This is a genomic window from Xanthobacter autotrophicus, from assembly GCF_030015065.1.
GTDB classification, from domain to species: domain Bacteria; phylum Pseudomonadota; class Alphaproteobacteria; order Rhizobiales; family Xanthobacteraceae; genus Xanthobacter; species Xanthobacter autotrophicus_D.
Window position 1 is genome coordinate 1 of sequence record NZ_JAIVFN010000075.1, and the last position, 23,814, is coordinate 23,814.

Annotated in this window: 20 protein-coding genes; 15 read left to right on the forward strand and 5 right to left on the reverse strand. The window is 69.8% G+C overall.

Annotated features, from left to right (window positions below; translation table 11 throughout):
- From K9U40_RS15110 to K9U40_RS15150, 9 genes are all read left to right on the forward strand, one after another.
- On the forward strand, positions 1 to 1,517 hold a 1,517-nt coding region (locus K9U40_RS15110; protein ID WP_282890980.1), incomplete at its 5' end, for an efflux RND transporter periplasmic adaptor subunit.
- A gap of 8 nt (positions 1,518 to 1,525) precedes the next feature.
- Complete coding sequence (locus K9U40_RS15115; protein WP_282890981.1) at positions 1,526 to 4,657, forward strand: efflux RND transporter permease subunit; 3,132 nt, start codon at positions 1,526 to 1,528, stop codon at positions 4,655 to 4,657.
- A 12-nt stretch (positions 4,658 to 4,669) separates the two neighbouring features.
- Positions 4,670 to 5,044: a hypothetical protein gene (locus tag K9U40_RS15120; protein ID WP_282890982.1), complete on the forward strand. Its 375-nt coding sequence runs from the start codon at positions 4,670 to 4,672 to the stop codon at positions 5,042 to 5,044.
- A 53-nt stretch (positions 5,045 to 5,097) separates the two neighbouring features.
- Positions 5,098 to 6,660 carry a multicopper oxidase family protein gene (locus K9U40_RS15125; protein WP_282890983.1) on the forward strand — a complete coding sequence of 521 codons (1,563 nt, stop codon included), beginning with the start codon at positions 5,098 to 5,100 and terminating at the stop codon, positions 6,658 to 6,660.
- A 516-nt stretch (positions 6,661 to 7,176) separates the two neighbouring features.
- A complete protein-coding gene (locus K9U40_RS15130; protein WP_282890997.1) occupies positions 7,177 to 8,469 on the forward strand; it encodes an SDR family oxidoreductase in 1,293 nt (430 codons plus the stop codon).
- Positions 8,469 to 8,957 (forward strand): DUF2269 family protein, encoded by a 489-nt coding sequence (locus tag K9U40_RS15135; protein WP_282890984.1) that lies wholly within the window; start codon positions 8,469 to 8,471, stop codon positions 8,955 to 8,957. The genes K9U40_RS15130 and K9U40_RS15135 overlap by 1 nt, the downstream gene beginning before the upstream one ends.
- 536 nt (positions 8,958 to 9,493) lie before the next feature.
- On the forward strand, positions 9,494 to 9,700 hold the full coding sequence (locus K9U40_RS15140) for a hypothetical protein (RefSeq protein ID WP_282890985.1): 207 nt from the start codon (positions 9,494 to 9,496) through the stop codon (positions 9,698 to 9,700).
- A 125-nt stretch (positions 9,701 to 9,825) separates the two neighbouring features.
- The gene (locus K9U40_RS15145; RefSeq protein WP_282890986.1) at positions 9,826 to 10,086 is read left to right on the forward strand and encodes a hypothetical protein; all 261 of its coding nucleotides are present in this window, start codon (positions 9,826 to 9,828) and stop codon (positions 10,084 to 10,086) included.
- A gap of 6 nt (positions 10,087 to 10,092) precedes the next feature.
- Positions 10,093 to 13,176, forward strand: a complete 3,084-nt coding sequence (locus K9U40_RS15150; RefSeq protein WP_282890987.1) for a CHAT domain-containing protein — start codon at positions 10,093 to 10,095, stop codon at positions 13,174 to 13,176.
- Between the two features lie 147 nt (positions 13,177 to 13,323).
- Here K9U40_RS15150 and K9U40_RS15155 read toward each other — a convergent pair whose 3' ends face one another.
- The 3 genes from K9U40_RS15155 to K9U40_RS15165 form a co-directional block, all read right to left on the reverse strand.
- Positions 13,324 to 13,479: a hypothetical protein gene (locus K9U40_RS15155; RefSeq protein WP_282890988.1), complete on the reverse strand. Its 156-nt coding sequence runs from the start codon at positions 13,477 to 13,479 to the stop codon at positions 13,324 to 13,326.
- 90 nt (positions 13,480 to 13,569) lie between these two features.
- A complete protein-coding gene (locus K9U40_RS15160) occupies positions 13,570 to 15,204 on the reverse strand; it encodes a PEP/pyruvate-binding domain-containing protein (protein WP_282890989.1) in 1,635 nt (544 codons plus the stop codon).
- Positions 15,201 to 17,138, reverse strand: coding sequence for a hypothetical protein (locus tag K9U40_RS15165; protein ID WP_282890990.1), 1,938 nt, complete (start codon positions 17,136 to 17,138; stop codon positions 15,201 to 15,203). The genes K9U40_RS15160 and K9U40_RS15165 overlap by 4 nt, the downstream gene beginning before the upstream one ends.
- 253 nt (positions 17,139 to 17,391) lie before the next feature.
- Here K9U40_RS15165 and K9U40_RS15170 point away from each other — a divergent pair, with 253 nt between their 5' ends.
- The 5 genes from K9U40_RS15170 to arsH all read left to right on the forward strand — a co-directional run bounded on the left by K9U40_RS15170 (position 17,392) and on the right by arsH (position 20,570).
- Positions 17,392 to 17,754, forward strand: coding sequence for an ArsR/SmtB family transcription factor (locus K9U40_RS15170; RefSeq protein WP_282890998.1), 363 nt, complete (start codon positions 17,392 to 17,394; stop codon positions 17,752 to 17,754).
- The gene (locus K9U40_RS15175; protein WP_414114973.1) at positions 17,747 to 18,301 is read left to right on the forward strand and encodes an arsenate reductase ArsC; all 555 of its coding nucleotides are present in this window, start codon (positions 17,747 to 17,749) and stop codon (positions 18,299 to 18,301) included. The genes K9U40_RS15170 and K9U40_RS15175 overlap by 8 nt, the downstream gene beginning before the upstream one ends.
- Positions 18,302 to 18,309: 8 nt before the next feature.
- Positions 18,310 to 18,735 (forward strand): arsenate reductase (glutaredoxin), encoded by a 426-nt coding sequence (gene arsC / locus K9U40_RS15180; protein ID WP_282890991.1) that lies wholly within the window; start codon positions 18,310 to 18,312, stop codon positions 18,733 to 18,735.
- Between the two features lie 63 nt (positions 18,736 to 18,798).
- On the forward strand, positions 18,799 to 19,854 hold the full coding sequence (gene arsB, locus K9U40_RS15185; RefSeq protein ID WP_282890992.1) for an ACR3 family arsenite efflux transporter: 1,056 nt from the start codon (positions 18,799 to 18,801) through the stop codon (positions 19,852 to 19,854).
- On the forward strand, positions 19,851 to 20,570 hold the full coding sequence (gene arsH, locus K9U40_RS15190; RefSeq protein ID WP_282890993.1) for an arsenical resistance protein ArsH: 720 nt from the start codon (positions 19,851 to 19,853) through the stop codon (positions 20,568 to 20,570). The genes arsB and arsH overlap by 4 nt, the downstream gene beginning before the upstream one ends.
- Positions 20,571 to 20,654: 84 nt before the next feature.
- On the opposite strand, the gene K9U40_RS15195 is transcribed toward arsH, so the two are convergent.
- Both K9U40_RS15195 and K9U40_RS15200 read right to left on the reverse strand, forming a co-directional pair.
- Positions 20,655 to 20,756 carry a DUF2783 domain-containing protein gene (locus tag K9U40_RS15195; RefSeq protein WP_282890994.1) on the reverse strand — a complete coding sequence of 34 codons (102 nt, stop codon included), beginning with the start codon at positions 20,754 to 20,756 and terminating at the stop codon, positions 20,655 to 20,657.
- 436 nt (positions 20,757 to 21,192) lie between these two features.
- Positions 21,193 to 21,660, reverse strand: coding sequence for a MarR family winged helix-turn-helix transcriptional regulator (locus K9U40_RS15200; RefSeq protein WP_282890995.1), 468 nt, complete (start codon positions 21,658 to 21,660; stop codon positions 21,193 to 21,195).
- Positions 21,661 to 22,055: 395 nt separating this feature from the next.
- Here K9U40_RS15200 and K9U40_RS15205 point away from each other — a divergent pair, with 395 nt between their 5' ends.
- Positions 22,056 to 23,756 (forward strand): OFA family MFS transporter, encoded by a 1,701-nt coding sequence (locus tag K9U40_RS15205; protein ID WP_282890996.1) that lies wholly within the window; start codon positions 22,056 to 22,058, stop codon positions 23,754 to 23,756.
- Positions 23,757 to 23,814: the final 58 nt, after the last annotated feature.

A 23,814-nucleotide genomic window follows, 5' to 3' on the forward strand; every position in this document is an offset into this window, starting at 1 on the left:
CGCTCGCCCCCCGCGCCGAGGCCGCCTCCGCCGATTTCGAGCTGGTGGCGGTGCTGCGCGACGGCACCCTTACCATCCACCTCGACCGCTTCGCCGATAACGCCCCGGTGGAAGGCGCCACCATCGAGGTGGACACGCCCGAAGGATCGCGGACCGCGAAGCCCGCGGAACCGGGCGCCTATGTGCTGCCGGTTCCCTTCGCCGCCAGGCCGGGCGCGCACGACCTCGCCTTCACCGTTACGGCCGGCGACACGGTGGACGTTCTTGCCGCCACCCTGAGCGTACCCGCCGCCGCAGCGACATCATCGGACACGCAGATGGCGGCGCCGGCGGTGCTGGCGCAACTCGGCGGGCTGCGAACCGACGTCCTCGCGGGCATTCTGGCGGGCCTCCTCATCGGCTTCCTGGCCGGTGCGCTGGTCATGTCCCGGCGGGCGGGCCCGCTCCTCGTCCTCGGATCGCTCGGCGTCGCTCTGGCCGGTACCCCGCAGGATGCATGGGCGGCGGACACGCAGCCCCCCGCCCGGGATGCCGCCCAGCGCCTCCCCGACGGCTCGGTGATTGTGCCCAAGCCCACCCAGCGCATCCTCGGCGTGCGCACCCTCGTCACCACCGCGGGCACCTTTGCCGGCACGGTCGAGCTGCCCGGCCGCGTGGTGCCGGACGCCAATGCCAGCGGCCTCGTCCAGACCGCCGTGGGCGGACGCCTCGCGCCGCCGGAGGGTGGCTTCAAGCCGCCCGGCACGAAGGTCGCGGCCGGCGAGATCCTCGCCCATGTGCATCCGCCCATCGGCGCCTCCGACCTCAAGGACCTGGAGCAGCAGGGCTACGAACTCGACCAGCAGATCGCCATCGTGAAGCGCCGCTACGAGCGGCTCTCGGCCATTCCCAACGCCGTCACCCGCCGCGAGGTGGAGGAAGCGGAGATCGAGCTGAAGGGGCTTGAAACCCGCCGTGCCAAGCTGGAGCGGGTGCAGCGCGAGCCGGAGGCCCTGCGCGCGCCGGTCGCCGGGGTCATCGCCACCGCCGACGCCGTGGCGGGGCAGATGGCGGACCCGAACACGGTGGTGTTCCGCATCGTCGATCCCAACCGGCTGTGGGTGGAGGCGCTCGGCTTCTCGCCGGATGCCGGCCGGTCCGGTGCGACAGGCCGCCTGCCCGACGGGCGAACCGTGGCGCTCACCTTCCTGGGCGCGGGGATATCCGACCGGGCCCAGGCACTTCCCCTCCTGTTTTCCGTCGCCTCGGATACCGGGGAACTGCGCCCCGGCCAGTTCCTGACCGTCTTCGCGGAGGCCGGCGCCCCACGCACGGGCATCGCCATCCCCCACTCGGCGGTGGTGCACGGGGCGAACGGCCTGCCCATCGTCTACGAGCACGTCAGCGCCGAACGATTCATGGCGCGCGAGGTGAAGACGGAGCCGCTCGACGCGTCCCGCGTGCTGGTGCTGGCGGGCCTCGCGCCCGGGCGCCGCATCGCGACCGATGGCGCCGAACTCCTCGACCAGATCCGCTGAGGTCGACGATGTTCACGGTCCTCGTCACCCAGTCCCTGCGCAACCGCCTGCTGGTGCTGGCGCTCGCTTTGGTGCTGGTGGTCTACGGCGCCTATGCGGTCACGCGGCTGCCGGTGGACGTGCTGCCGGACCTCAACCGGCCCACCGTCACCGTCATGACCGAGGCGGAAGGCCTCGCCCCCGCCGAAGTGGAGCAACTCGTCACCTTCCCGCTGGAAACGGCCATGAACGGCCTGCCCGGCCTCGTCCGCCTGCGCTCGGTGTCCGGTGTCGGCCTGTCGGTCCTCTATGTGGAGTTCGATTTCGGCACCGATATCTTCCGCAACCGCCAGCAGATCACCGAGCGCCTCGCTCTGGTGCGGGACCGGCTGCCGGCGAACGTCTCCCCGCAGATGGGCCCCATCAGCTCCATCATGGGGCAGGTCCTGATGTTCGCGGTGACGAGCGACACCGCCACTCCCATGGCGGTGCGGGAGGCGGCGGACTTCGTCATCCGCCCGCGCCTCCTCGCCATTCCCGGCATCGCGCAAGTCATCCCCATGGGCGGGGAGGTGCGGCAGTTCCGCGTCTCGCCGGACGTTTCCGCCATGCGCGCCTACGGCATCACGCTCGAAGCGCTGGAAAAGGCGCTCTCCCAGTTCGGCACCAATTCCGGCGGCGGCTTCGCCGACCGGGGCGGGCGGGAATTTCTCATCCGCAACATCGCCCGCACTCTCAGCCTCGACGACCTCAAGACCCTCGTTCTGCCGCGCCCCGCCAGCGGCACTGTCTTCCTCCACCAGATCGCGCAGGTGGACTATGCGGCGCGGCTGAAGCGCGGCGATGCCGGCTATATGGGGCGGCCAGCCGTGATCCTCTCGGTGGAGAAGCAGCCGGAGGCGGACACCCTCGCCCTCACCCGCGCGGTGGAGGAGGCGGTGGCCGACCTCAACCTCAGCCTGCCCGACGGCATCCGCATCTCCCCGCCGGTGTTCCGGCAAGCGGACTTCATCGCCGCCTCCATCGGCAATGTGGAGAAGGTGCTGATGGAGGCCATGGCGGTGGTGGCCGTGGTGCTGTTCCTGTTCCTGCTCAACTGGCGCACCACCCTTATCTCGCTCACCGCGATTCCGGTGTCGATCCTCGCCACCGCCATCGTGTTCCACGCCTTTGGCCTTTCCATCAACACCATGACGCTCGGCGGCCTCGCCATCGCCATCGGCGAGCTGGTGGACGATGCCGTGGTGGACGTGGAGAACATCTTCCGGCGTTTGCGCGAGAATGCCGCCGCGTCGGTGCCTCGTCCCGTGTTCGACGTGGTGGTGGCGGCAAGCCGCGAAGTGCGCTCCGGCATCGTCTACGCGACGCTTATCATAGTGCTGGTGTTCGTGCCTTTGTTCGCGCTGCCGGGCATCGAGGGGCGGCTGTTCGCGCCGCTGGGGCAGGCCTATATCGTCTCCATCCTCGCGAGCCTTCTGACCTCCATCACGCTCACGCCGGTGCTCGCCTTCTATCTGCTGCCGGCCCTCAGCCGCCATGCGGAAAGGGACGGCGCGCTGGTGCGGATGCTGAAAGGGGGCTACGCCGCCCTCCTTTCCACCGTCTTCCGCCACCAGCGCCTGGTGATGGTGGGGACCGCCCTCCTGTTCGTCGCCGCTCTGGCCGCCGCCGCTGGCCTGCCGCGCGCCTTCCTGCCGCCGTTCAACGAAGGCTCGCTCACCATTTCCATGTCGTTCCGTCCGGGTCTCTCGCTGGCCGAGAGCCACCGCATGGGGCTTGTCGCCGAGACGCTGATCCTGGGCGTGCCGGAGGTGAAGGCGGTGGGCCGGCGCACCGGGCGGGCGGAGCTGGACGAACATGCGGAGGGCGTGCACGCCTCCGAGATCGAAGTGGACCTTCAGCCCTCCGCCCGCAGCCGGGCCGAGATCACCGCCGACATCCGCGACCGCCTCTCCGTCCTGCCGGCGTCCTTCAACGTGGGCCAGCCCATCTCCCACCGGCTGGACCACATGCTCTCCGGCGTGCGGGCCGAAATCGCCCTGAAGCTGTTCGGCGACGACCTCGACAGCCTGCGCACCACGGCGGAAAGCCTGCGCCAGCGCCTCGCCGGCATTCCCGGCCTCGTGGACCTGCAGGTGGAGCGGCAGGTGCGGGTGCCGGAGGTGACGGTGCGCGTGGATTACGGCCGCGCCGCCCTCTATGGCCTCCAGCCCGCCCAGGTAACGGACGCGCTGGCGCGGCTCTCCAACGGGCGCGTGGTCTCGACCCTCGTGGACGGCAACCGCCGCTTCGACCTGATCGTCCGCCTGCCCGATGCAACGCGCAGCGCCGAGGGGCTGGCCCGCCTCCTCATCGAGACGCCATCCGGCTGGGTGCCCCTTTCCGAGGTGGCGGACGTGAAGGAGACGGACGGACCAAACCAGATCCTGCGCGAGGGCGGGCGCCGGCGCATCGTCGTGCTCGCCAACACCTCCGGCGGGCGCGACACGGCGGCCATCATCGCCGACATGCGCCGCGTGATCGCCACGACGGACCTGCCGCCCGGCATGTCCACGAGCCTCGAAGGCGCCTTCGCGGCGCAGGAGGAGTCCATGCGCACCATCGGCGCGCTCGCGGCGGTGTCGCTGCTCCTGGTCTTCGCCATCCTCTACAGCCGTTACCGCTCGGCGCTGTTCGCGCTCGTCATCATGGGCAGCGTGCCGCTGGCCCTCATCGGCGCGGTGGTGGCCCTGTGGCTGGCCGGGCAGCCCCTGTCGGTGGCGAGCATGATCGGCTTCGTCACGCTCACGGGCATCGCCGCGCGCAACGGCATCCTGAAGATCAGCCACATCATCAACCTCGCCATCGCCGAGGGCCTGCCGTTCGGCCCGGCCCTGGTGAGGCGGGGCAGCCTCGAGCGGCTCACGCCGGTGTTGATGACGGCCGCGTCCGCCGGCATCGCCCTGCTGCCACTCATGAGCGGGGCCGAGGTGCCGGGCAAGGAGATCCTCCACCCGGTGGCCGTCACCATCTTCGGCGGCCTCGTCAGCGCGACGCTGCTCGATGCCGTCCTCACCCCCGTCCTCGTCCTGCGCTACGGCCGCCGCCCGCTGGAGCGGCTGGTGGTGACGGCGGGCGAGCCCGGCCCCACCCCAGCCGCCGCCCGTGCAGATGCCTTCTGAATGGAGCCCGCCATGATCTTCCGCCCCCTTGCGCCAGCCCTCCTCGCCCTTCCCCTGCTCGCGACGCCACTCCTCGCGCATGAGCCCGGCACCGGCGCCAACGGCGGCGTGCGCGTGGATGCCGGGCATTATCACGCGGAACTGGTGGCCGACGGGACGCCTGCCGTCGCGCTCTATCTCAGCGACAGCTCAGACAAGCCGGTTCCGGCGGATGGCTTCAAGGCCAATGCCATCCTGGTGGTGGACGGCAAGGCCCAGCGCTTCCCCCTGACGCCCGCCGGCGGCAGCCGGCTTGCCGGGACAGCGCCGGTCGCCGTGCCCAAGGGCGTGAAGGGCGCCGTCCAGCTCACCGCGCCGGATGGCTCCACGGCCCAGGCGAAATACTGATCTCAATCCCTGCCTCGCCTCGTCTGCCCGGCGACGCACCAAGGAGGCCGACCATGACCCGACCTAAGCACCTGTACTCCCTGTCCCGCCGCTCCTTGCTCGCGGGCGGCGCCGCCATGGGCGCGCTTGCCGTGTCGGGCGGGTGGAGCCGCGCCCTCGCCGCTCCCCTCCTCACCGTGGAGAGCCTCACGCTCGACGTGAACGGCAAGGCGGCCAAGGTCTTCGCCGTGAAAGGCCCGACCGGTGAAGGCATCTTCGCCAAGGAGGGCAACCGCCTCGCTGGCGCGGTGCTCAATGCCTCTCGAGCGCCGGCCGTGATGCACTGGCACGGTCAGATCTTCGCTCCGGCAGACCAGGATCGCGCCCGCCCCGATGGCGGCGAACTGGTGCCCGGCGGGACGGACCAGGTGGACTTTCTCCTCACGCCCGGCACCCACTGGATGCATTCCCATACGCTGAGCGAGCAGCAATTGCTCGCCGCCCCCCTCGTCACCCGCGAGGCCGATGCGGGCGATGCGCAGGACGTGGTGGTGATGCTGCACGATTTCTCCTTCCGCAGCCCGGAGGAGATCCTCGCCAGCCTCGGTGGCGCGGACGCCCATGGCGGCCACGGAGCTCACGGAGCGAGCCAGCCCACGCAGGGCATGGCGGGGATGGCTATGCCGGGAATGGACCATGCAGGCCACGGCATGGGCGCGATGGGTGGCATGGGCGGCGGGATGATGGGGCCCGCTCCAGTTGGCGCCGACGCCGGCCACATGGGCCACGGCATGGGGGGCGGGATGGGCGCGGGAATGGGTGGAGGCATGATGGCTCATGCCAATGACGTCGACTATGACGCCTTCCTCGCCAATCGCCGCACCCTCGCAGATCCCGAGGTGGTGAAGGTGGAGAAGGGCGGCCGGGTGCGGCTGCGCATCATCAACGGCGGCACCGCTACCGCCTTCTTCGTCAGCGTGCCGGGCCTGACGCCGCTCTGCGTCGCGGTGGATGGCTCACCCTGCGTCCCCATGGAGGCGGAGGCATTTCCGTTGGCCCAGGGCCAGCGCATCGACCTTCTCGTGGATATACCGGCGAGCGGCGGCGCCTTCCCCGTGCTGGCGCAGGTAGAGGCCTCGCCCCGGCGCACCGGGCTCATCCTGGCCACTGCCGGAGCGCCCGTCGCGCGCATCGCCGAGACCGCCGACCGTCCGCAGGGCCTGCTCGACCTTGCGTTCGAAGGGCGCCTTTCCGCCGGGAGGCCGCTCGCGCAGCGCAAGGCGGACAAGGTTTTCCCCATCATGCTCGGCGAGGAGGCGGGCTATCGCTGGACCATCAACGGCCGCACCTATGGTGAGGGAAGGCCCTTCGCCGTCAGCCCTGGCGAGCGGGTGGAGATGGCCTTCATGAACCCCACCACCATGAGCCATCCCATGCATCTGCACGGCCACCATTTCCAGGTGGTGGGCATCGGGGGGCGGCGCTTCTCCGGCGCGGTGCGCGACACGGTGATGGTGCCGCCGCGCATGCCCGTCACCATCGCCTTCGACGCCGGGCCAAAAGGCGAATGGTTCCTGCACTGCCACCACCTCTATCACATGGCCACCGGCATGATGGCGGTGGTGAAGGTGGCCTGAACCTGCAGAGGAGAGACCATCATGCACTACGATCAAATGATGGGCGGCGGCATGTGGGGCATGTGGCTCTTCGGCCTCCTCATCCTGGCGCTGGTCGTCCTCGGCATCGCCGCGCTCATCAAGTATCTCGGGCGCTGACAGCGGAGCGCCGCCCGGACAGGATGGGGATCGCGTGATGAAGACCGGCATCGCCTTCGGCCTGCTGTCTGCCGGGCTGTTCGGCGCGAGCACGTCGCCGAACAGCCGTTGGGGCGCGTCGTGGGAGTGTTCGTGCTGAAGGTGTTAGAGGGGTGACCTTCGGCCTCCTGAGCAAGGGACTCTGGAGCGACTTGCCCGAATAGTGAAGGACGCTTCCGGAAGGCACGCTTCAGTCCCATATCACTTGGAGTTCGGCGCCCTGTGCGGCCACGGCATGAGGGCGCGGTCCGCTGGTGCCTCAGCTGAGCCTGCGCTATGGGATGGCCCTTGACCCTGCTCCTGGCGATGGCGGGGAACGGCCGTGCGGGGGAGACGACCATGCGGGTGGGGGTGCTCGGCGCGACGGGGCTCATTGGTTCCTCCGTGGTCGCCCGCCTCCTGGCGGAGGGGCATCAGGTGCGGGGCTGGGCCCGCGGCACCGCCACCTCGGCCCGCAGCCAGCCCGCAGTGGAATGGAACGACCTTGATATGAGCAGCCTCGCCACGGCACAGGACTGGAGGCATCACCTCGCCGGTCTCGATGCCGTCGTAAACTGTGCCGGCCTCCTGCAGGACGCTCCGGGCGAGAGCGTGGAAGCCGTGCATGCGACAGCTATCACGGCTCTGGTGTTGGCGTGCGCGCAAAGCGGCGTCCGGTGCTTCGTCCAGGTCTCCGCCATCGGGCTCGACGCCGGCACGCCCACTGCATTCTCCCGCACCAAACAGGTCGGCGACACCGCCCTGATGGCCAGTGACCTCGAATGGATGGTTCTGCGGCCGTCCGTCGTGGTGGGACGGCAAGCCTATGGCGGTAGCGCCCTGTTCCGCGCGCTCGCCACATTGCCCGTTCTGCCGGTGGTGAAGGGCACTGGCCCGCTCGACATCGTCGCGCTCGATGATGTGGCCTCGACCGTCGCCTTCTTCCTGCGGCCGGGTGCACCGGGCCGGGTCGTGCTCGACCTCGCCGGGCCGGAGCATCTGTCCTTCGTCGATGTCATCCGCACCTATCGTGCCTGGCTCGGATGGCCGCCCGCGCGAACGGTAAGCATTTCTGCGGTGCTCGCGGGCCTCGTGTTCCGGCTCGGTGATGCCGCCGGGCTGCTCGGCTGGCGCCCGCCGGTCCGCAGCACGATCCTGGCGGAGATCCGCCGCGGGGCTGCCGGCGACCCGCAGGCGTGGCAGACGATGACGGGCATTGTCCCCCAATCCCTGGCGGCGACCCTGTCGGCGGAGCCGGCTGGCGTGCAGGAGCGCTGGTTTGCCGTACTGTATCTGCTGAAGCCGGTGGTGCTGGTAGCCCTCAGCCTGTTCTGGATCGTCACCGGCCTGATCTCCCTCGGCCCGGCCGCCTCCGCCGGCGAAGTCTTCCTTCAGGAGGCAGGCGCGGGCACCCTCGCCCTGCCGCTGGCGCTTGCCGGAGCATTAGCCGATCTCGCCATCGGCCTCGGGATCGCCTGGCGCCGCACCTCGCGGCTGGCGCTCCTGGGCGGGGCAGGACTTTCGGTGCTCTATGCCCTCGCCGCGACCGTATTGGTACCACGGCTGTGGCTCGACCCGCTTGGCCCCCTGGTCAAGATTCTTCCCGTCCTCGTCCTGCATCTTCAGGCGCTGGCCACGCTGCGCGACCGGTGATGGACTATTTCCTTCTGAAATATCTGCACATCCTCGGCGCCACGGTCCTTCTGGGGACGGGGGCCGGCATCGCCTTCTTCATGGTGGCCGCCCATCGCACGGGCTCCGCCGCCACCATCGCCGCGGTGGCGCGCATGGTGGTGCTCGCGGACTTCATCTTCACCGCTACGGCCATCGTCCTCCAACCTATCAGCGGCGCCCTGCTGGCTTGGAACGCGGGGTATTCCCTGGGAGAGGGGTGGATCGTTCTGTCGATCCTGCTCTATCTCCTCACAGGCGCATTCTGGTTGCCGGTGGTGTGGATGCAGATGCGCATGCGCGCCCTTGCAGAGGCTGCATCTTCGAGCGGTTCGCCACTGCCCGCAGCCTATCACCGTCTGTTCTCGACCTGGTTCGCGTTCGGCTTTCCGGCGTTCGCTGCAGTGGCCGGCATCTTTTGGCTGATGATCACCCGGCCGAGCCTTCCCGGCTTCACCTTCGGCGGTTGAACGGTCCATAGTCACCGGCTCCGCAAGCCGGCGGGCCAAACATCCGGGACGCGCCGGAAATGAGTGCTAACAACGATGGCCGGTTCCTGCCGCAGGACAAGGCCGCGCTCGCCGCAAAGAGCCTCAACCGGGTGTGGGAGGCGGCGTGAGAGTGGCCACCTCGTTCCGCTTTTTTTCGTCGGCAACGCGATCGCCGGCGCCATCCCCCTGCACAACGTCGATCTGTTGGCATTTTCGTTGGCATTTGATGTCAGATAGCTCAATTATTATGATATATATTAGTTCATTAGATCCACTTTTCGATCCCCTCATCCGCACCCTTTCCCCGTCTGCGGGCGTTGATCGGCAGCGCAGAATTCCAGCGGTCGGAGGATTTTCCAGCCACGGGGTGGACCAGCTTCAGCCGTCGCCTGCTGGCATCCGCAATGTGATGAAATCCAACCCTCGCCCTGTGAAGATGAACCTGACGGCGGGGCGCCGCCCGCTCCGCCACGCGCCGGCTGTATGTTCAGGCAAGGCGGGACAGCGAGGATCCCATGACGGACGAGCCCGACGATCAGAAGCCTTCATCCCCCTGTCACCCGGAAGAGATGAGGGCGACCTGGGACCTGAAGGTCGGCAGGAGCATCACGATGCAGGGCACAGCGCGCTGGACCCCGGCCGGTGTCGTTATGGCCGGCATTGCCGCTTCGGCCGTGCTGCTCGCATTGAGCGCGCTGGTTCGCGCTGCCCGACGATCGTGATCCGCGCTCGCCCCTGCCCTGGCGAAGGGAAGACCGGGTGCAGGCGCCAAGGCTCTCGCCCGGGGATTGAGCGCCACCGAATTGTCGATATGCTCCATCTGCGGCATCGCAAGGGGGGACCCGCCATGGGGGCATTCTTCTTCGGGCTTGTCATCGGCTACATCACCTATCGAACCCTGCGGCGCAGCCAGCAGCAGGTCGGTCTTTCCGACATCGCGACCGTGATCGGGGCGGTGGGCGGCGCGGCGGTGCTCGCGCTCTTTCCCGCGGAGAGCGCGCGCTTCGATGCCTATGCCTTTGGGCTTGCGGCCGGCTTCTTCCTCTATCTCATCCTGGCCATCGGCCTTTCGGGTAAGGAGAAGGCCGCCGAGTTCCTCGGCGACTGACCCCCGATGCCGGGCGAACCCCTCCGGGCGCTCGAAGCTGCGCTTGAGGACCCGATAGACCAGATCCGCATCGGCGCGGCGCGGGCGGCCCCGTGGCTCGCCCCGCACGGAGCGGCGGATCTGCTGCGCGCGCGACAAGCCCGCCTGCCGGAACCACTCCCCGTCGCCGAGGCGGCGATCCTGGCCATTGCCCTCGAACGCGCCGGGGCCGATGGCGTGCCGCTGGCCTCCCGCCTGCTCGAAACCACACCGGAAAGGGTGGTCGCGGCCGCATCGGGCGATGGCGCCCACTGGGTCGAGGCGGTCAATCCGCTGATCGCCGGCATCACGCGGCGCGGCCCGTTCCGCCTGATCCAGCCCTTCTACGTGGCCCACCGGACCCGCACCGCGACAGAGCCGTGGATCGGAGGCCAGCCGACCGCGGTCGAGGCGGATCCGGAGCGTCGCATGGCGCAGGAAGCGCAGGAAGCGTTCCGGCAGGCGCGCCGCGACCTCACCCTTTTCGACGCGAGCGCGGCCGCAGCCGCCGGGCTCGACACGGCCTTCCGCGCGCCACTCGACTGCCTCGAGACGGCACAGATCGACGGCGCCGTCGAGCACCTGCTGGCCCTGGCCATCACCGCCCCCGACACCACCGTCCGGCAGACCGCCCAGCGCATGCTGCCGGCGTTCGGCCCCCTGGCAGCCGGGCCTTTGCTCACCCTGCTCGCCGGCCGTTCCGCGATCTCGGCCGGGCCCGACCTCATGGCCGCGATAGAAGCGGAGCGGCAGGGCAATCGTCCGCCCGGCGTGACGGCCGAGCGCCTCGGCGCCTTTCTCGCCAGCGAGGCGCTGGAGGACTTCACCGATACACCAACGGCCTTTGCCGTGATCCGGGCCGGCCTTTCCTGGCAGGGAATGGCCAAGGCGCGGGCGCAACGGGTCGCCGCGCGCATGTCGGCCCATGTGGCGCTGCCGCCCCTCGCCTGGAGCGCGCTCCAACTGCCCGCCTCGGCGGAGCGGGGGGAAGCCACGGACCTGCTGCTGCGGATCCTCCGCCGCGATGAGGCGCTGGGCATTCGCTTCCACCACATCGGCCCCACCGAGGTGACACCGGACGAGATGGTCTGGCTGGGCACCCTGGTTCGCGCCGGCCCGGACGCCCACGCATGGACCGAGGACCCCGGGGCCGCCATACCGATCCTGCGGGAAGCCATCGTGGCTGTGCCGGATGTGGCCGGAGATGCCGGCCACACCTACAAGGAGCTCGGCACCTCGGCGCGGCTCGACAATTTCATCCAGTCCGAGAACCGGATGCGGGCGGGGCCGGATATTCTTTCAACCCCTCAGGACGGCGCGGCACGCAGCACGGCCCCACTACCCGCGTCCCGTGGCGGCTCCGTCTTCGGGCGGATTGCGCACTCAATCGGCAAGGTCATTCGGGACAGCGTCTTTTCCACCAGGATGCCGGATCCGCAGGCGTCACGGCAGCGCGCGGGGCTGCCCGACGTCGAGGGGGAGGCGACGACGACGCCGGACGGAGCAGCGCCGGAGGGGAGCGTCGTTGCGCGCGATCGAAGCCCGGCGCCAGAGGCCCCCACCCCGGCCGGGACGGTCATGCGGCATCCGCTCGCATCCTTCCCGGCCCGGTGCACGCTCGGTCACGCCGAAACCCTGAGGGTGCGCCTTCTCGTGGACGCGGCTGCCTCGGCCGGCGAGGCGTTCCCGGTGCCGTTCGCCGCGACCCAGACGGAGACAAGGCTGCTCGTCCTGGTGATGGCGGCGGCCTTCGAGGTGAGCCCGGCGTTCCAGGTGCTCACGGTCCCGCGCGACGCAGACAGCGCGGAGGTCTCCTTCCTGCTGACGCCGCGCACCGCCGGGCGACAACCCATCGACATCAAGTTCCTCCTGGGAACGGATGTCCTGGGCCATTGCTGCGTCGTCACCGAGGTCACCGAGGCCCACGCCGCCCTTCCGCCGGAAGCCACGCCCGCCGCGACCGGCGAGGCGCAGACCCTCGTTCTGGAGCCTCTGGCCCGGGAGGTGGCCGAGCTTCGCGGCGCGGCCCATGCGGTGCTGCAGGTGAAGATGCAGCCGGACGACTATCTCAAATGGACGCTTCTCAGACGGGGCGACACTCCGCCCGAATCGCTCGGCTCCTCGCCAAGCCGGTTCGGGCCGGAAACGGCGGCGCGGCTCGCCGCCGACCAGGGAAAATATGTCCGGCAAACCCTGGAGAACGACCTCTCCCCCGCCGACCTTGCCGCCGTGCTGGCGCAGCTCGCCGCCCTGGGGTTCGAGCTCTATCGCCAGATCGCCCCGCCCTCGCTCGCCGCCGCCCTCGCCGCCTTGCCGGACAATGCCATCGTCGTCATCGACAGCGATGCCGACTGGGTGCCGTGGGAACTCCTCGCCTGCCGGCCGGACGACACGCTCTGGGGGGATCGCTTCCTGCTGGTCCGTGCGCCGGTGGCGACGGTGCCGCCAAACTCCGTTGTGGCGCCGCCGTCGAGCCTTCCCACCACGCTCAACCGCGCCGCCCTGATCGTCGGCGACGGCATCGACAGGCCAACCCGCTTGGGCTCGCGCACCTTCGGCGACAAGGCGGACCGGGCCAGCCCCCCGCTCATCGAGCAGGATTGGAACGACATCGCGGCAGCCTGCAAGGGCAAGGATATCATCCACTTCGCCTGCCATGGCCGGCGCGATCCCGGCTATTACCTCTCCTACAAGGCCGGGATCGGCGGGCGACTGTATCCCGCCGAGGTGCACCGGCTGGGACTGAAATGGGGCGCGGTGGTCTTCGCCAATGCCTGCGGGTCGGCGACAGCCGACCTCCTGCTCGCGGAGTTCCAGAGCTTCGGCCGTGAATTCTACTTCGCCGGCGCGCGGCCGTTCATCGGAACGCTCGGCCCGGTTCCGGAAGTGGAGGCCGTTCAGTTCGCCGGCTTGTTCTATGAGGAGTTCGCCGGAGCCGGACTGCCGGCCGGGCAAGCCATGCGGCAGGCGAAGCAGCGCGCGGCACAGCAGTTCAAGAAGCCGATCTGGCTATATTATTGCCTTTACGGCCTCGCCTCCACGCGCCGGGCGTGGACGCTCGACGACGGATGAGCGCCGGGCGCAGGCTCCCGCTGTCCCGCCTCTCCCCGGACCGCGCGACGCCTTTCAGGCTCAGGAGGGGCCTGTCGTCGCCTCAGGGAAATGCACGGGCCATTGGTATAAGGCGGCTCCCCAAGGGGACACATGGGGGCACGCCGCTCAGCGCCCCTTCAGCACCCGGCGCATGGTGACGATGCCGCGCTTGGCGGCGGTTCCCGGCGTCCAGCCGATGGCGGCGCGGTCGCTGCACATCCGCTCCGATCCGAAGGCGCCCGCCGGCATCGCCGTGTCGGCGGACGGGAAGACCGTCTGCATCACCCATCCCGATGCCGGCCTCCTGACCCGCATCGCCACGGCAACACGGCGGGTCATCGACACCACCTCCATCGGCGGCGCTTGCCCGTTTCAGCCTGCGGCGCCGGCCACGGCTTCCCGCCAGCGGGCGACGGCGGCAAGCTCCGCCTCGGGCCGGTCGAGCACGACCTCGCGGCGCCCGAGGAACACTGTCCCCGCATCGCCATCGAGGGAGAGCCAGTCGCCCTCGGCCACGCCGGCGGTCCCGAGGCGGGCGGCGCGGCTTTCCAGGTCGATGGCGAGGGCGCCGCAGCCCACGATGCACACGCGGCCGAGCTGCCGCGCCACCACCGCCGCGTGGGCCGTGCGCCCGCCCACGGCGGTGAGGATGCCGGCGGCGAGGGCAAGGCCGGCGATGTCGTCCGTCGCCACGTCCGGCCGCACCAGGATCACCGGGTCACCCGCCTGCGAGAAGCGCCGCGCGGCATCCGTGTCGAGGGCGACGCGGCCGGCCACGCAGCCCGGGGATGCCGCGACGCCGCGTGCGGCCGGTTCGGCGCTGTCCGGAAAACGGGAGGTCGCCACGGCCGAAAGATCCACGCCATCGAGCAGGGCGAGGCCCTCGGCTTCGGTGCGCGCGCCCTCGGCGACGAGGTCCACCGCGATCTTCAGCGCCGCCCGCGGGGTGCGCTTGGCGGCACGGGTCTGGAGGAAGAACAGGCGGCCATCCTCGATGGTGAATTCCACGTCCTGCACATCGCCATAGGCGTGCTCCAGCGTGGCCACGCCCTGCTTCAGCTCCGCCGCCACCTCGGGCAGCAGGGTTTCGAGGCGCGCGAGGCCCGTGGGCTGGCGCCGGCCGGAGACCACATCCTCGCCCTGGGCCTCGAACAGCATGTCGGCATAGAGCGTCTTCGCGCCGGTGGCGGGATCACGCGAGAAGGCGACGCCCGACCCCGAGCGCGCGCCGGAATTGCCGAAGACCATGGCCTGGACCGTGACGGCAGTGCCGGAAAGCCATTCGAGGTGGTTCAGCCGCCGGTATTCCACGGCCTTGGGCGCGTCCCACGAGCGGAACACGGCCTCGACGGCGGCGGCGAGCTGCCGCTCGGGCTCGGCCGGCACCACGACGCCGAAACGATCGCGGGCAAGGTCGAGATAGGTTGCGGCCAGGCGTTCGAGGGCTTCGGGGTCGAGGGCGCGGTCCTCCGCCACGGCCTCGGCGGCGGTGAGATCCTTCAGCGCCGCCTCGAACGGGGCGCGCGGCAGGCCTTCCACCACCTCGCACCACGCTTCGATGAAGCGCCGCCGGCAGTCCCATGCGAGGCGGGGATTGCCATAGAAGCGCATCAGCCCGCGAACGGTCTCGGGCGTGGCGCCGACATCGAGGACCGTCTCCAGCATGCCCGGCATGGACTTCTCGGCTCCGGAGCGGACCGAGACCAGCAGCGGCCGGCGGCGGTCGCCGAAGCCCCGGCCGGTCGCCTGTTCAAGGTATTGGACGCCCTCCCGGATGAGGTGCTCCATCTTCCCCGGCTTGCGCTCGCGCCCGCACAGCGCGGTGGACAGCACGAAGGCGGGCGGGACGTTGAGCCCGAGGGCGTTCATGCGCCACAGCTGCGCCGCCTTGGAACCGAAGGCGCGGGGAGAGAGGGGGGCGCCGGCGTCCTTCGCGCCGATGAAGCCGATGAGGCGGTCGTCCGGCGCGTCGGCGGCGGGGATGGGGGGAGCCTGGAACAGGGTCATTTCGCGGTCTCCTCCAGCACGCCGGCCCGCAGCGCGAGGGCGGCGCGGGCCAGATGGTCGGTTCCGGTCTCGATGGCGCGGGCCAGCTCGACGGTCGCGAACAAGGCCTGGGGCTGCTCCGGCGCGCTCAGGGCCGCCGCGAGGACGCTGCGCTGGGCCTGGTCGGCGCGGCGCTCGCCTTCAATCACGGCCTCGATGGCCTCCAGGGTTCCGGTGATGTCCTCGCGCAGCCCGGCCGGGACATCGCAGGAGGCGGCCACCGCGCGCACCAGGTCGCTGCTGCAGTCCACCGCATGCTCCGCCAGTGCGCGAAGCGGGACGCCGGTGCCACCGGACTGGTCCGGCAGGCGCGCCACCGCGAGGAGGAAGGCGGCTTCCTCGAAGCAGTCGATGGCGTCCTCCACCGAATCGATCAGCGGCAGGAAGCTCCTGCCGCGGGCATAGGGCCCGCTCGCCCGCTCGCGCGCGGCGAGCACCTGGCGGTCGGCCTTCTCCTCCAGCTGCTTGGCGGCGGCGCGGAACGCCTCCCGCTCCGCCTCGGCGAGGCCGGCACCGGCATCGAGAGCCTCGGCCAGCCGGGCCGCGAGCATGCGCGCGAGGCCGAGCTGGCGCAGGGCATGGTCGAGGATCTCCTGCTCGGCCGAGCCGAAGCCGCGGGCCAGCTCCGCCCGGACCTCGTCGCGGATGAGGCGCACCGAGCGGTTGGCGCGGAGCCCTTCGGCGGTCAGCCGCAGCACCTCGCCGAGGAAGCGCTCCACCGCGGCTTCGCCCAGCACGCGGTCGAGGCGCGCGCCGTAGGGCACCCGGCCCTCCGCATTATGCCGCACCGCCTCGAACACCAGTTCCGCGCCGCCCAGCTCCAGGAAGGCGCGATGGCCGTGCTGCTCACGCGCCGCCCGGTCGAGGAGGCGGATGGCGGTGGCCTTGTCCACGAAGGTCTTGAGCGCCTTGCGCGCCTTGTTCCAGTCGATGAGGAACGGCAGGTTGGCGCCCACCGCGGCGAGGAAGGCGTCGAGGTCCGCCTCGTCGCGGCCCGCATAGCGACCGGTGACGAGGTAGAAGGGTTCATCCTCGGCGAGCCCCGGCGCGCTGCGCTCGCTGAGCGGGGTCCATTCGGCAGAAAAATCGCGGAACAGGGCGATGAAGAAGCGGGCGCGGACCCGGTGCACGTCGGTGTAGGTCACCGTGGCGGCAAGGCCCTCCACCGTCACGATGATGACGTGCGCATCCGTAGTGCCGATGTCGTTCTGGAGCACGAGGCGACCGCCATTGCGGCTCGCCGTGGTGTCGAGGCCCGGATGGCCGAAGACGAGGCCCCGGGTGCCGTCGAGTCCGCGCATGAAAGCCTCGATCCGCGGCCGGTCCTGCGCGTCAATGCCGAGGGCACGGGCCCCGGCGACGGTCTCGACGGCGATCTGCGCGGTGAGCTGGTTCAGGGCCTTGTGCAGGTCCATGACGAGCAGATGGGCGCTGTCCGCACCGCCCCGGCGCGCGGAGGTCACCGCGGCGAGGGCGCCGTCATCCACCACGTCGCCGTCCATCCTGGGCAGGTCGCCGCGCAGCGCGGCGAGGCGCGCGCGGAAGGCCGGAGCGCCCGCGCTGCGGGCAGCTTCGAGCGGGGCCGTCATGAGGTCGATGTCGTCCAGGATGCCGGCCGCCAGGCGACCGGCTCCGGGGACGAGGCAACCGCCGCCCTCCAGCGCCCGCGCCCCGGCGATCACCGCATCGAGGTCGTCCGCGCCGACGCCGGCGGCGCGCGCCTCCGCGGCGAGGGTGCGGGCCGGCCGCACGGGATCGCGGGCATGGGCAGCCGCTTCCTGCAGGGCGGTCATGCGCAGCTTGGCGCTGTCGTTGGCATGCAACGCGTCTTCGATCAGCCGGGGCAGCAGCAGGCCGCCCTCCCCAAGCTCCTCGACGATCTGGGTCTTCTTCATATATCGCCACCCTGCCTTCCCGGGCGGGGCAGGACCCGGACCGGATCTCAACACGGCCTCATCCTGCAACGTCTTAGGACGCAAATTTAACAGGCCGAAGACGGTGCGCTGGCGCCGGCATGCCGTTCGCCAGGGTCATACGCCCGGGCACCGGCCGTTTTCGCTGCGGCGACACGACATGACCGGAGGGAGGCTGTTGCCAACGGCGGCAGGAAATGTCAATTTTTCAAAAATCATTGAGATGTTTCGTTTCATGGACGAGAAGCAGGCCATTGCCGCCTTCGCGGCCCTGTCGCAGGAAACCCGCCTGCGCATCGTGCGGCTGCTGGTGGAAGCCGGGCCGGACGGCTTGCCGGCCGGCGCCATCGGCGCGGCCATGGACGGGGCGTCGTCCTCGCGCATCTCCTTCCACCTCAGCCATCTCGAGCAGGCGGGGCTGGCACGCTCACGCCGCGAGGGGCGCTCCATCATCTACAGCGCCGTCTTTGCAACCCTGTCGGAGCTGATCGCCTTCCTCATGCGCGACTGCTGCCAGGGGCACCCCGAAGTGTGTGCCCCCGCCGTCGCCGCCCTCTCCTGCGCCTGCGAACCGAAGACCGAGGACGCCCATGCCTGAAGCGATGATGCCTGAAGCCACGTCCGGGCACGTCTACAACGTGCTGTTCCTCTGCACCGGCAATTCCGCCCGCTCCATCCTCGCCGAGAGCATCCTGACCAAGGACGGCGCCGGGCGCTTCCGGGCCTTCTCGGCCGGCAGCCAGCCCAAGGGCAAGGTGAACCCCTATACCCTGAAGGTGCTGCGCGCCCTCGACTATCCCTGCGAGGGCTTCCGCTCCAAGAGCTGGGCGGAGTTCGCGGCCCCCGACGCGCCGGTCATGGATTTCGTCTTCACCGTCTGCGACAACGCCGCGGGCGAGGCCTGCCCCATCTGGCCGGGCCAGCCCATGACGGCCCATTGGGGCATCGAGGACCCTGCGGCGGTGGAAGGCACCGACATCCAGAAGGAGGCCGCCTTTGTCGCCGCCTTCCGCTATCTCCGGAACCGCATCTCGGTCTTCACCGCGCTGCCCATTGCCAAGCTCGACCGGCTTGCGCTGGGCGCGCAGCTGCGGGAGATCGGCCGGCTCGACGGCACCACCCAGCCCCGCCCGGATGTCGCGTGAGGCCCGCCATGGACGTGATCGTCGATCACAACCCCGCCTGCGGCACCTCCCGCAACACGCTGGCCATGATCCGCAATGCGGGCATCGAGCCGCACGTCGTCGAATACCTGAAGACGCCGCCCACCCGCGCGCTCCTGGCCCAGCTCATCGCCCGCGCCGGCCTCACGGTCCGCGACGCGCTGCGGGAGAAGGGCACGCCCTATGCCGAGCTGGGCCTCGCCGATCCGGCGCTGACCGACGACGCCCTGCTCGACGCCATGATGGCCCACCCCATCCTCATCAACCGGCCCCTCGTGGTGTCGCCCAAGGGCGTTCGCCTGTGCCGGCCTTCCGAGCTGGTGCTGGACCTGCTTCCACCCCAGCAGGGCGCCTTCGCCAAGGAAGACGGCGAGCGCGTGGTGGACGAGGCCGGCCGGCGCGTCACCGCGGGCTGACGTCCGCGCGGCGCCGGTCCAGGACCGGGGCCGCTGGTTTCAAGCGGCAGAGAGATTTCGATCATGTCCATTTTTGAGCGTTTCCTCACCGTATGGGTCGGCCTGTGCATCATCGTCGGCATCGCGCTGGGCCATCTGGCGCCGGCCGCGTTCCAGGCCATCGCCGCGGTGGAGGTGGCGAAGGTCAACATTCCCGTTGCGGTGCTCATCTGGCTGATGATCGTGCCCATGCTGCTGAAGATCGACTTCGCCGCCTTGGGCGAGGTCGGACGCCACTGGCGCGGCATCGGCGTGACGCTGCTGGTGAACTGGGCGGTGAAGCCGTTCTCCATGGCGCTGCTCGGCTGGCTGTTCATCGGCTGGCTGTTCCGCCCGCTGCTACCGGCCGCCGAGATCGACAGCTACATCGCCGGCCTCATCATCCTCGCCGCCGCGCCGTGCACCGCCATGGTGTTCGTGTGGTCGAACCTGACGAAGGGCGAGCCCCATTTCACCCTGTCCCAGGTGGCGCTCAACGATGCCATCATGGTGGTGGCCTTCGCCCCCATCGTGGCGCTGCTGCTGGGGCTGTCCGCCATCACCGTGCCGTGGGGCACGCTGGTGCTGTCCGTGGTGCTCTACATCGTGGTTCCGGTCATCGTGTCCCAGCTGGTGCGCCGGCGCCTGCTGGCGCAAGGCGGGCCGCAAGCCCTCGAGCGCGTGCTGGCGCGGCTCGGCCCGGTCTCGCTGGTGGCGCTCCTGACGACGCTGGTGCTGCTGTTCGGCTTCCAGGGCGAACAGATCATCGCCCAGCCGCTGGTCATCGCCCTGCTGGCGGTGCCGATCCTGATCCAGGTCTATTTCAACTCGGGCCTCGCCTACATCCTCAACCGCATCGCCGGCGAAGCGCATTGCGTGGCGGGGCCGTCCGCCCTCATCGGCGCGTCCAACTTCTTCGAGCTGGCGGTGGCGGCGGCCATCTCCCTGTTCGGCTTCCAGTCGGGTGCGGCGCTCGCCACCGTGGTGGGCGTGCTCATCGAGGTGCCGGTGATGCTCTCGGTGGTGTGGATCGTGAACCGCTCCAAGGGCTGGTACGAACGCGAGGGGCAGGTTGCAAAACCCGCACGCCAGACACCATGAGCGACGATGCCCTCCCGAACCTGGACGCGCGCGTCCTCCCCATCCCGTCCCTGGATCTCCTGCGGCCGGCCGCGCCCTCCCGGCATCCCCCGCGCATCCTGCTGCTCTACGGCTCGCTGCGGGAGCGCTCCTACAGCCGCCTTTTGACGCTGGAGGCGGAGCGGCTGCTCGCCCATTTCGGCGCCGAGACCCGCATCTTCGACCCGCACGATCTGCCGCTGCCGGACGGAGCGCCGGCGGACCATCCCAAGGTGCAGGAGCTGCGCGAGCTGGCCCTGTGGTCCGAGGGGCAGGTGTGGTGCAGCCCGGAGCGGCATGGCGCCATGAGCGCCGTGATGAAGGCGCAGATCGACTGGATCCCGCTCGCCATCGGCGCCATCCGGCCCACCCGGGGCCGCACGCTGGCGCTGATGCAGGTGTGCGGCGGCTCCCAGTCCTTCAACGCGGTGAACCAGATGCGCATCCTCGGGCGCTGGATGCGCATGCTGACCATCCCCAACCAGTCCTCGGTGGCCAAGGCCTATGCGGAGTTCGATCCTGCGGGGCGGATGAACCCGTCGCCCTATTACGACCGCGTGGTGGACGTGATGGAGGAGCTGGTGAAATTCACGCTCCTCACCCGTGACGTGGCGCCCTATCTCACCGACCGCTACAGCGAGCGCAAGGAAGCCGCCGAGGCGCTGGAGGCCCGGCTCGCGCTCGACGCCATCCGCTGAGCGCGGCAGGCCCGCGCTCCGATAGATTCCTGTGGTGACGCGTTTTCTTCACGCGAACCGGCGTCCACCTCGCTCGAAGGCGCGTTATCGGGACCCGCCACCCGCCTCCTGCAAAGCCTGGGTCAGCACCGCGCGGTCGCCGATATGGTTGGCGAGCAGCAGGATGCGCGCATGGCTGTATTTCATCTGAGAGCGGATTCGGCTCATATCCGGCAGCGGCGAAGAAATTCGCGCATTCCTGGGACGTGAAGGGCGGCAGCAATACACCGACCCTGGTCCACAGTCCTTGATCTTCCCCCGAAAAAGTGGACGGAGTTAAGCCGCTCTACGTTCCATCTCGGTTCTGTCCGTCGTCTGGGCACGCCGTGGCAAGGCAGCCAGGCCCCTGATGCCGGCGCGGCACATCCGCCGCGCGATGCGGGAACAGCCGCATCGACGACCTCATGCCATGGGCCTACCCGGCGCAGCCAGTCCTCAGCCGGGTAGCCTGAAGACGACGGGTACGGTTGTCCAGCCTACATACGACACTCAAATCTCCACTGCCAGCACGTGTCGGTCCCGGTCAAAGCCGGCCCGGCCACGACGTCTGGACAGATCTCGGACAAACGTCCAAAGGGGGCACTCACTCCCCGCACTGCACCAGGTCGAAGCTCCGCTCCAGCTTGTCCATCAGGTGGTTAAGCTGGGCGCGCTCGTCCGGCGTGAGGCAGGAGAGGATCGCCTCCTCGCGCTTCAGCAGCAGCGGCACCAGCTCGCCATAGACCGCCCGCCCCTTGGGGGTGAGTTCCAGCATCACCTCGCGGCGGTCGTCCGCCGCCTCCGCCCGCGCCACGTAGCCGAGCGTGACGAGCGAGCCCACCGCCCGGCTGACGCGCGATTTGTGGGTGCGGGTGCAGCGCACCACATATTGGGCGCTGCGCGGCTCGTCGCGCAGGCCGAGCGTCGCCAGCACCCGCCACTCGGGAATGTCGATGCCGAAGCGGGCCATGTATTCCGCGGCAAGCGCATTGGAAAACTCCGCCGCCAGCCGATTGAACCGGAACGGCATGAATTTCAACAGGTTCAGTCGCTCGACCTTCCGCTTCGACATGGCTCCAGGGGCCTGCACCCTCTCCTCTTCGGCCGCCGATGCGCGGCGACCTTGAGTGTTGCATCTGCAACTGTATAACTTGGTCTCAATCGCAACCAATTGCGATGTATCAAACTGTCGAAGAACAAGGAAGCGGGCATCGGACGGCCGGCCGACACTGTGGTGCGCATCGGTGTGCTCGGCGACATGGGCGGGCAGTTCGCCCGCGCGTCAGTTTGACCTTCGCGCCCCGGGGCACGGCCGGCCGGACTGGACAATTTGTCCATCCGCGCCCGGCCGGGCATAGCCAAGCTATTGACGGATCAAGACTCCTCCCGCTGGCCCTGCCCTTGCTTGGCGGGCGTGCCGCGCGCCGGCCAAAGGCGGCGCGCCAAACAAGAAAAGCTGGAGGAAACATGTCCGTCACCACGTTCGCGCCACCCCCGTTTCTGAGCCGGGAGCGCACCATCGCCTCGGCCGGCTTCAATCGCTGGCTGGTGCCGCCGGCCGCCCTCTCCATCCATCTGTGCATCGGCATGGCCTACGGCTTCAGCGTGTTCTGGCTGCCGCTGTCGCGGGCCGTGGGCGTCAGCGCCCCCGTCGCCTGCCCCGCCGACATGAGCGCTCTGGCCGCCCTGTTCGCCACCTCCTGCGACTGGCAGATCTCGGCGCTGGGCTGGATGTACACCCTGTTCTTCGTGCTGCTCGGCTCCTCCGCCGCCATCTGGGGCGGCTGGCTGGAGACGGCGGGCCCGCGCAAGGCGGGCCTCGTCTCCGCCTTCTGCTGGTGCGGCGGCCTCGTGATCTCGGCGGCGGGGGTCTACCTGCACCAGATCTGGATGCTGTGGCTTGGCTCCGGCGTCATCGGCGGCATCGGCCTCGGGCTCGGCTACATCTCGCCGGTCTCCACCCTCATCAAGTGGTTCCCGGACCGGCGCGGCATGGCCACGGGCATGGCCATCATGGGCTTCGGCGGCGGCGCCATGATCGGCGCGCCTCTGGCCAACATGCTGATGCAGCATTTCGCCTCCCCCACCTCGGTGGGGGTATGGCAGACCTTCCTGGCGATGGCGGCCCTCTATTTCGTGTTCATGGTGGGCGGCGCGCTGGGCTATCGGGTGCCGCGCGAGGGCTGGGCGCCCAAGGGCTGGACGCCGCCGGCCGCCGCCGCCAACGCCATGGTCACCCACCGCCACGTGCACCTGAACGTGGCCTGGCGCACCCCCCAGTTCTGGCTGCTGTGGGCGGTGCTGTGCCTCAACGTGTCGGCGGGCATCGGCGTCATCGGCATGGCCTCGCCCATGCTGCAGGAGGTGTTCGGCGGACGGCTCATCGGCCTCGACCTCACCTTCTCCCAGCTCGACGCCGGCCAGAAGGCGCAGATCGCCGCCATCGCGGCGGGCTTCACCGGCCTGCTCAGCCTGTGCAACATCGGCGGGCGCTTCGCCTGGGCCTCCTTCTCCGACAAGCTCGGGCGGAAGATGACCTACGCCATCTTCTTCGTGCTGGGCTTCGGCCTCTATGCGCTGGTGCCCACCACCGCCCACATGGGCTCGGTGGTGCTGTTCGTGGCCGCCTTCTGCATCATCCTGTCGTTCTACGGCGGCGGCTTCGCCACCATCCCGGCCTATCTGGCGGACATCTTCGGCACCCACATGGTGGGCGCCATCCACGGCCGCCTGCTCACCGCCTGGGCCACCGCCGGCGTGCTCGGCCCGGTGCTGGTGAACTATCTGCGCGAATACCAGATCGCCTCCGGCATCCCGCGTGAGGCTGCTTACGACCAGACCATGTACATCCTCGCCGGCCTGCTGGTGCTGGGCCTGGTGTGCAACCTTCTGGTCCGTCCGGTGGCCGAGCACCTCTACATGAAGGACGAGGACCTCAGGAAGATGAGCAAGGCCGCCCTCGCCAAAGAGGACGCCCACGCCGACTTCGAGGACTTCGAGGAAGAGGCGAAGAACGGCGGCGTCGCCGTCACGGCGCGCGGCTCCACCCCCGTGGCCTCCGGCTCGACGCCGCTGCCGCTGGTGGTCGCGGCATGGCTGGTGGTGGGCGTGCCCCTCGCCTGGGGCGTGTGGACCACCCTGCAGAAGGCGGTGATCCTCTTCCACTGACCGCTCCGGACGGTGGCGCGGTCGCCCCCTCTCCCGCTTGCGGGGGAGGGTTGGGGAG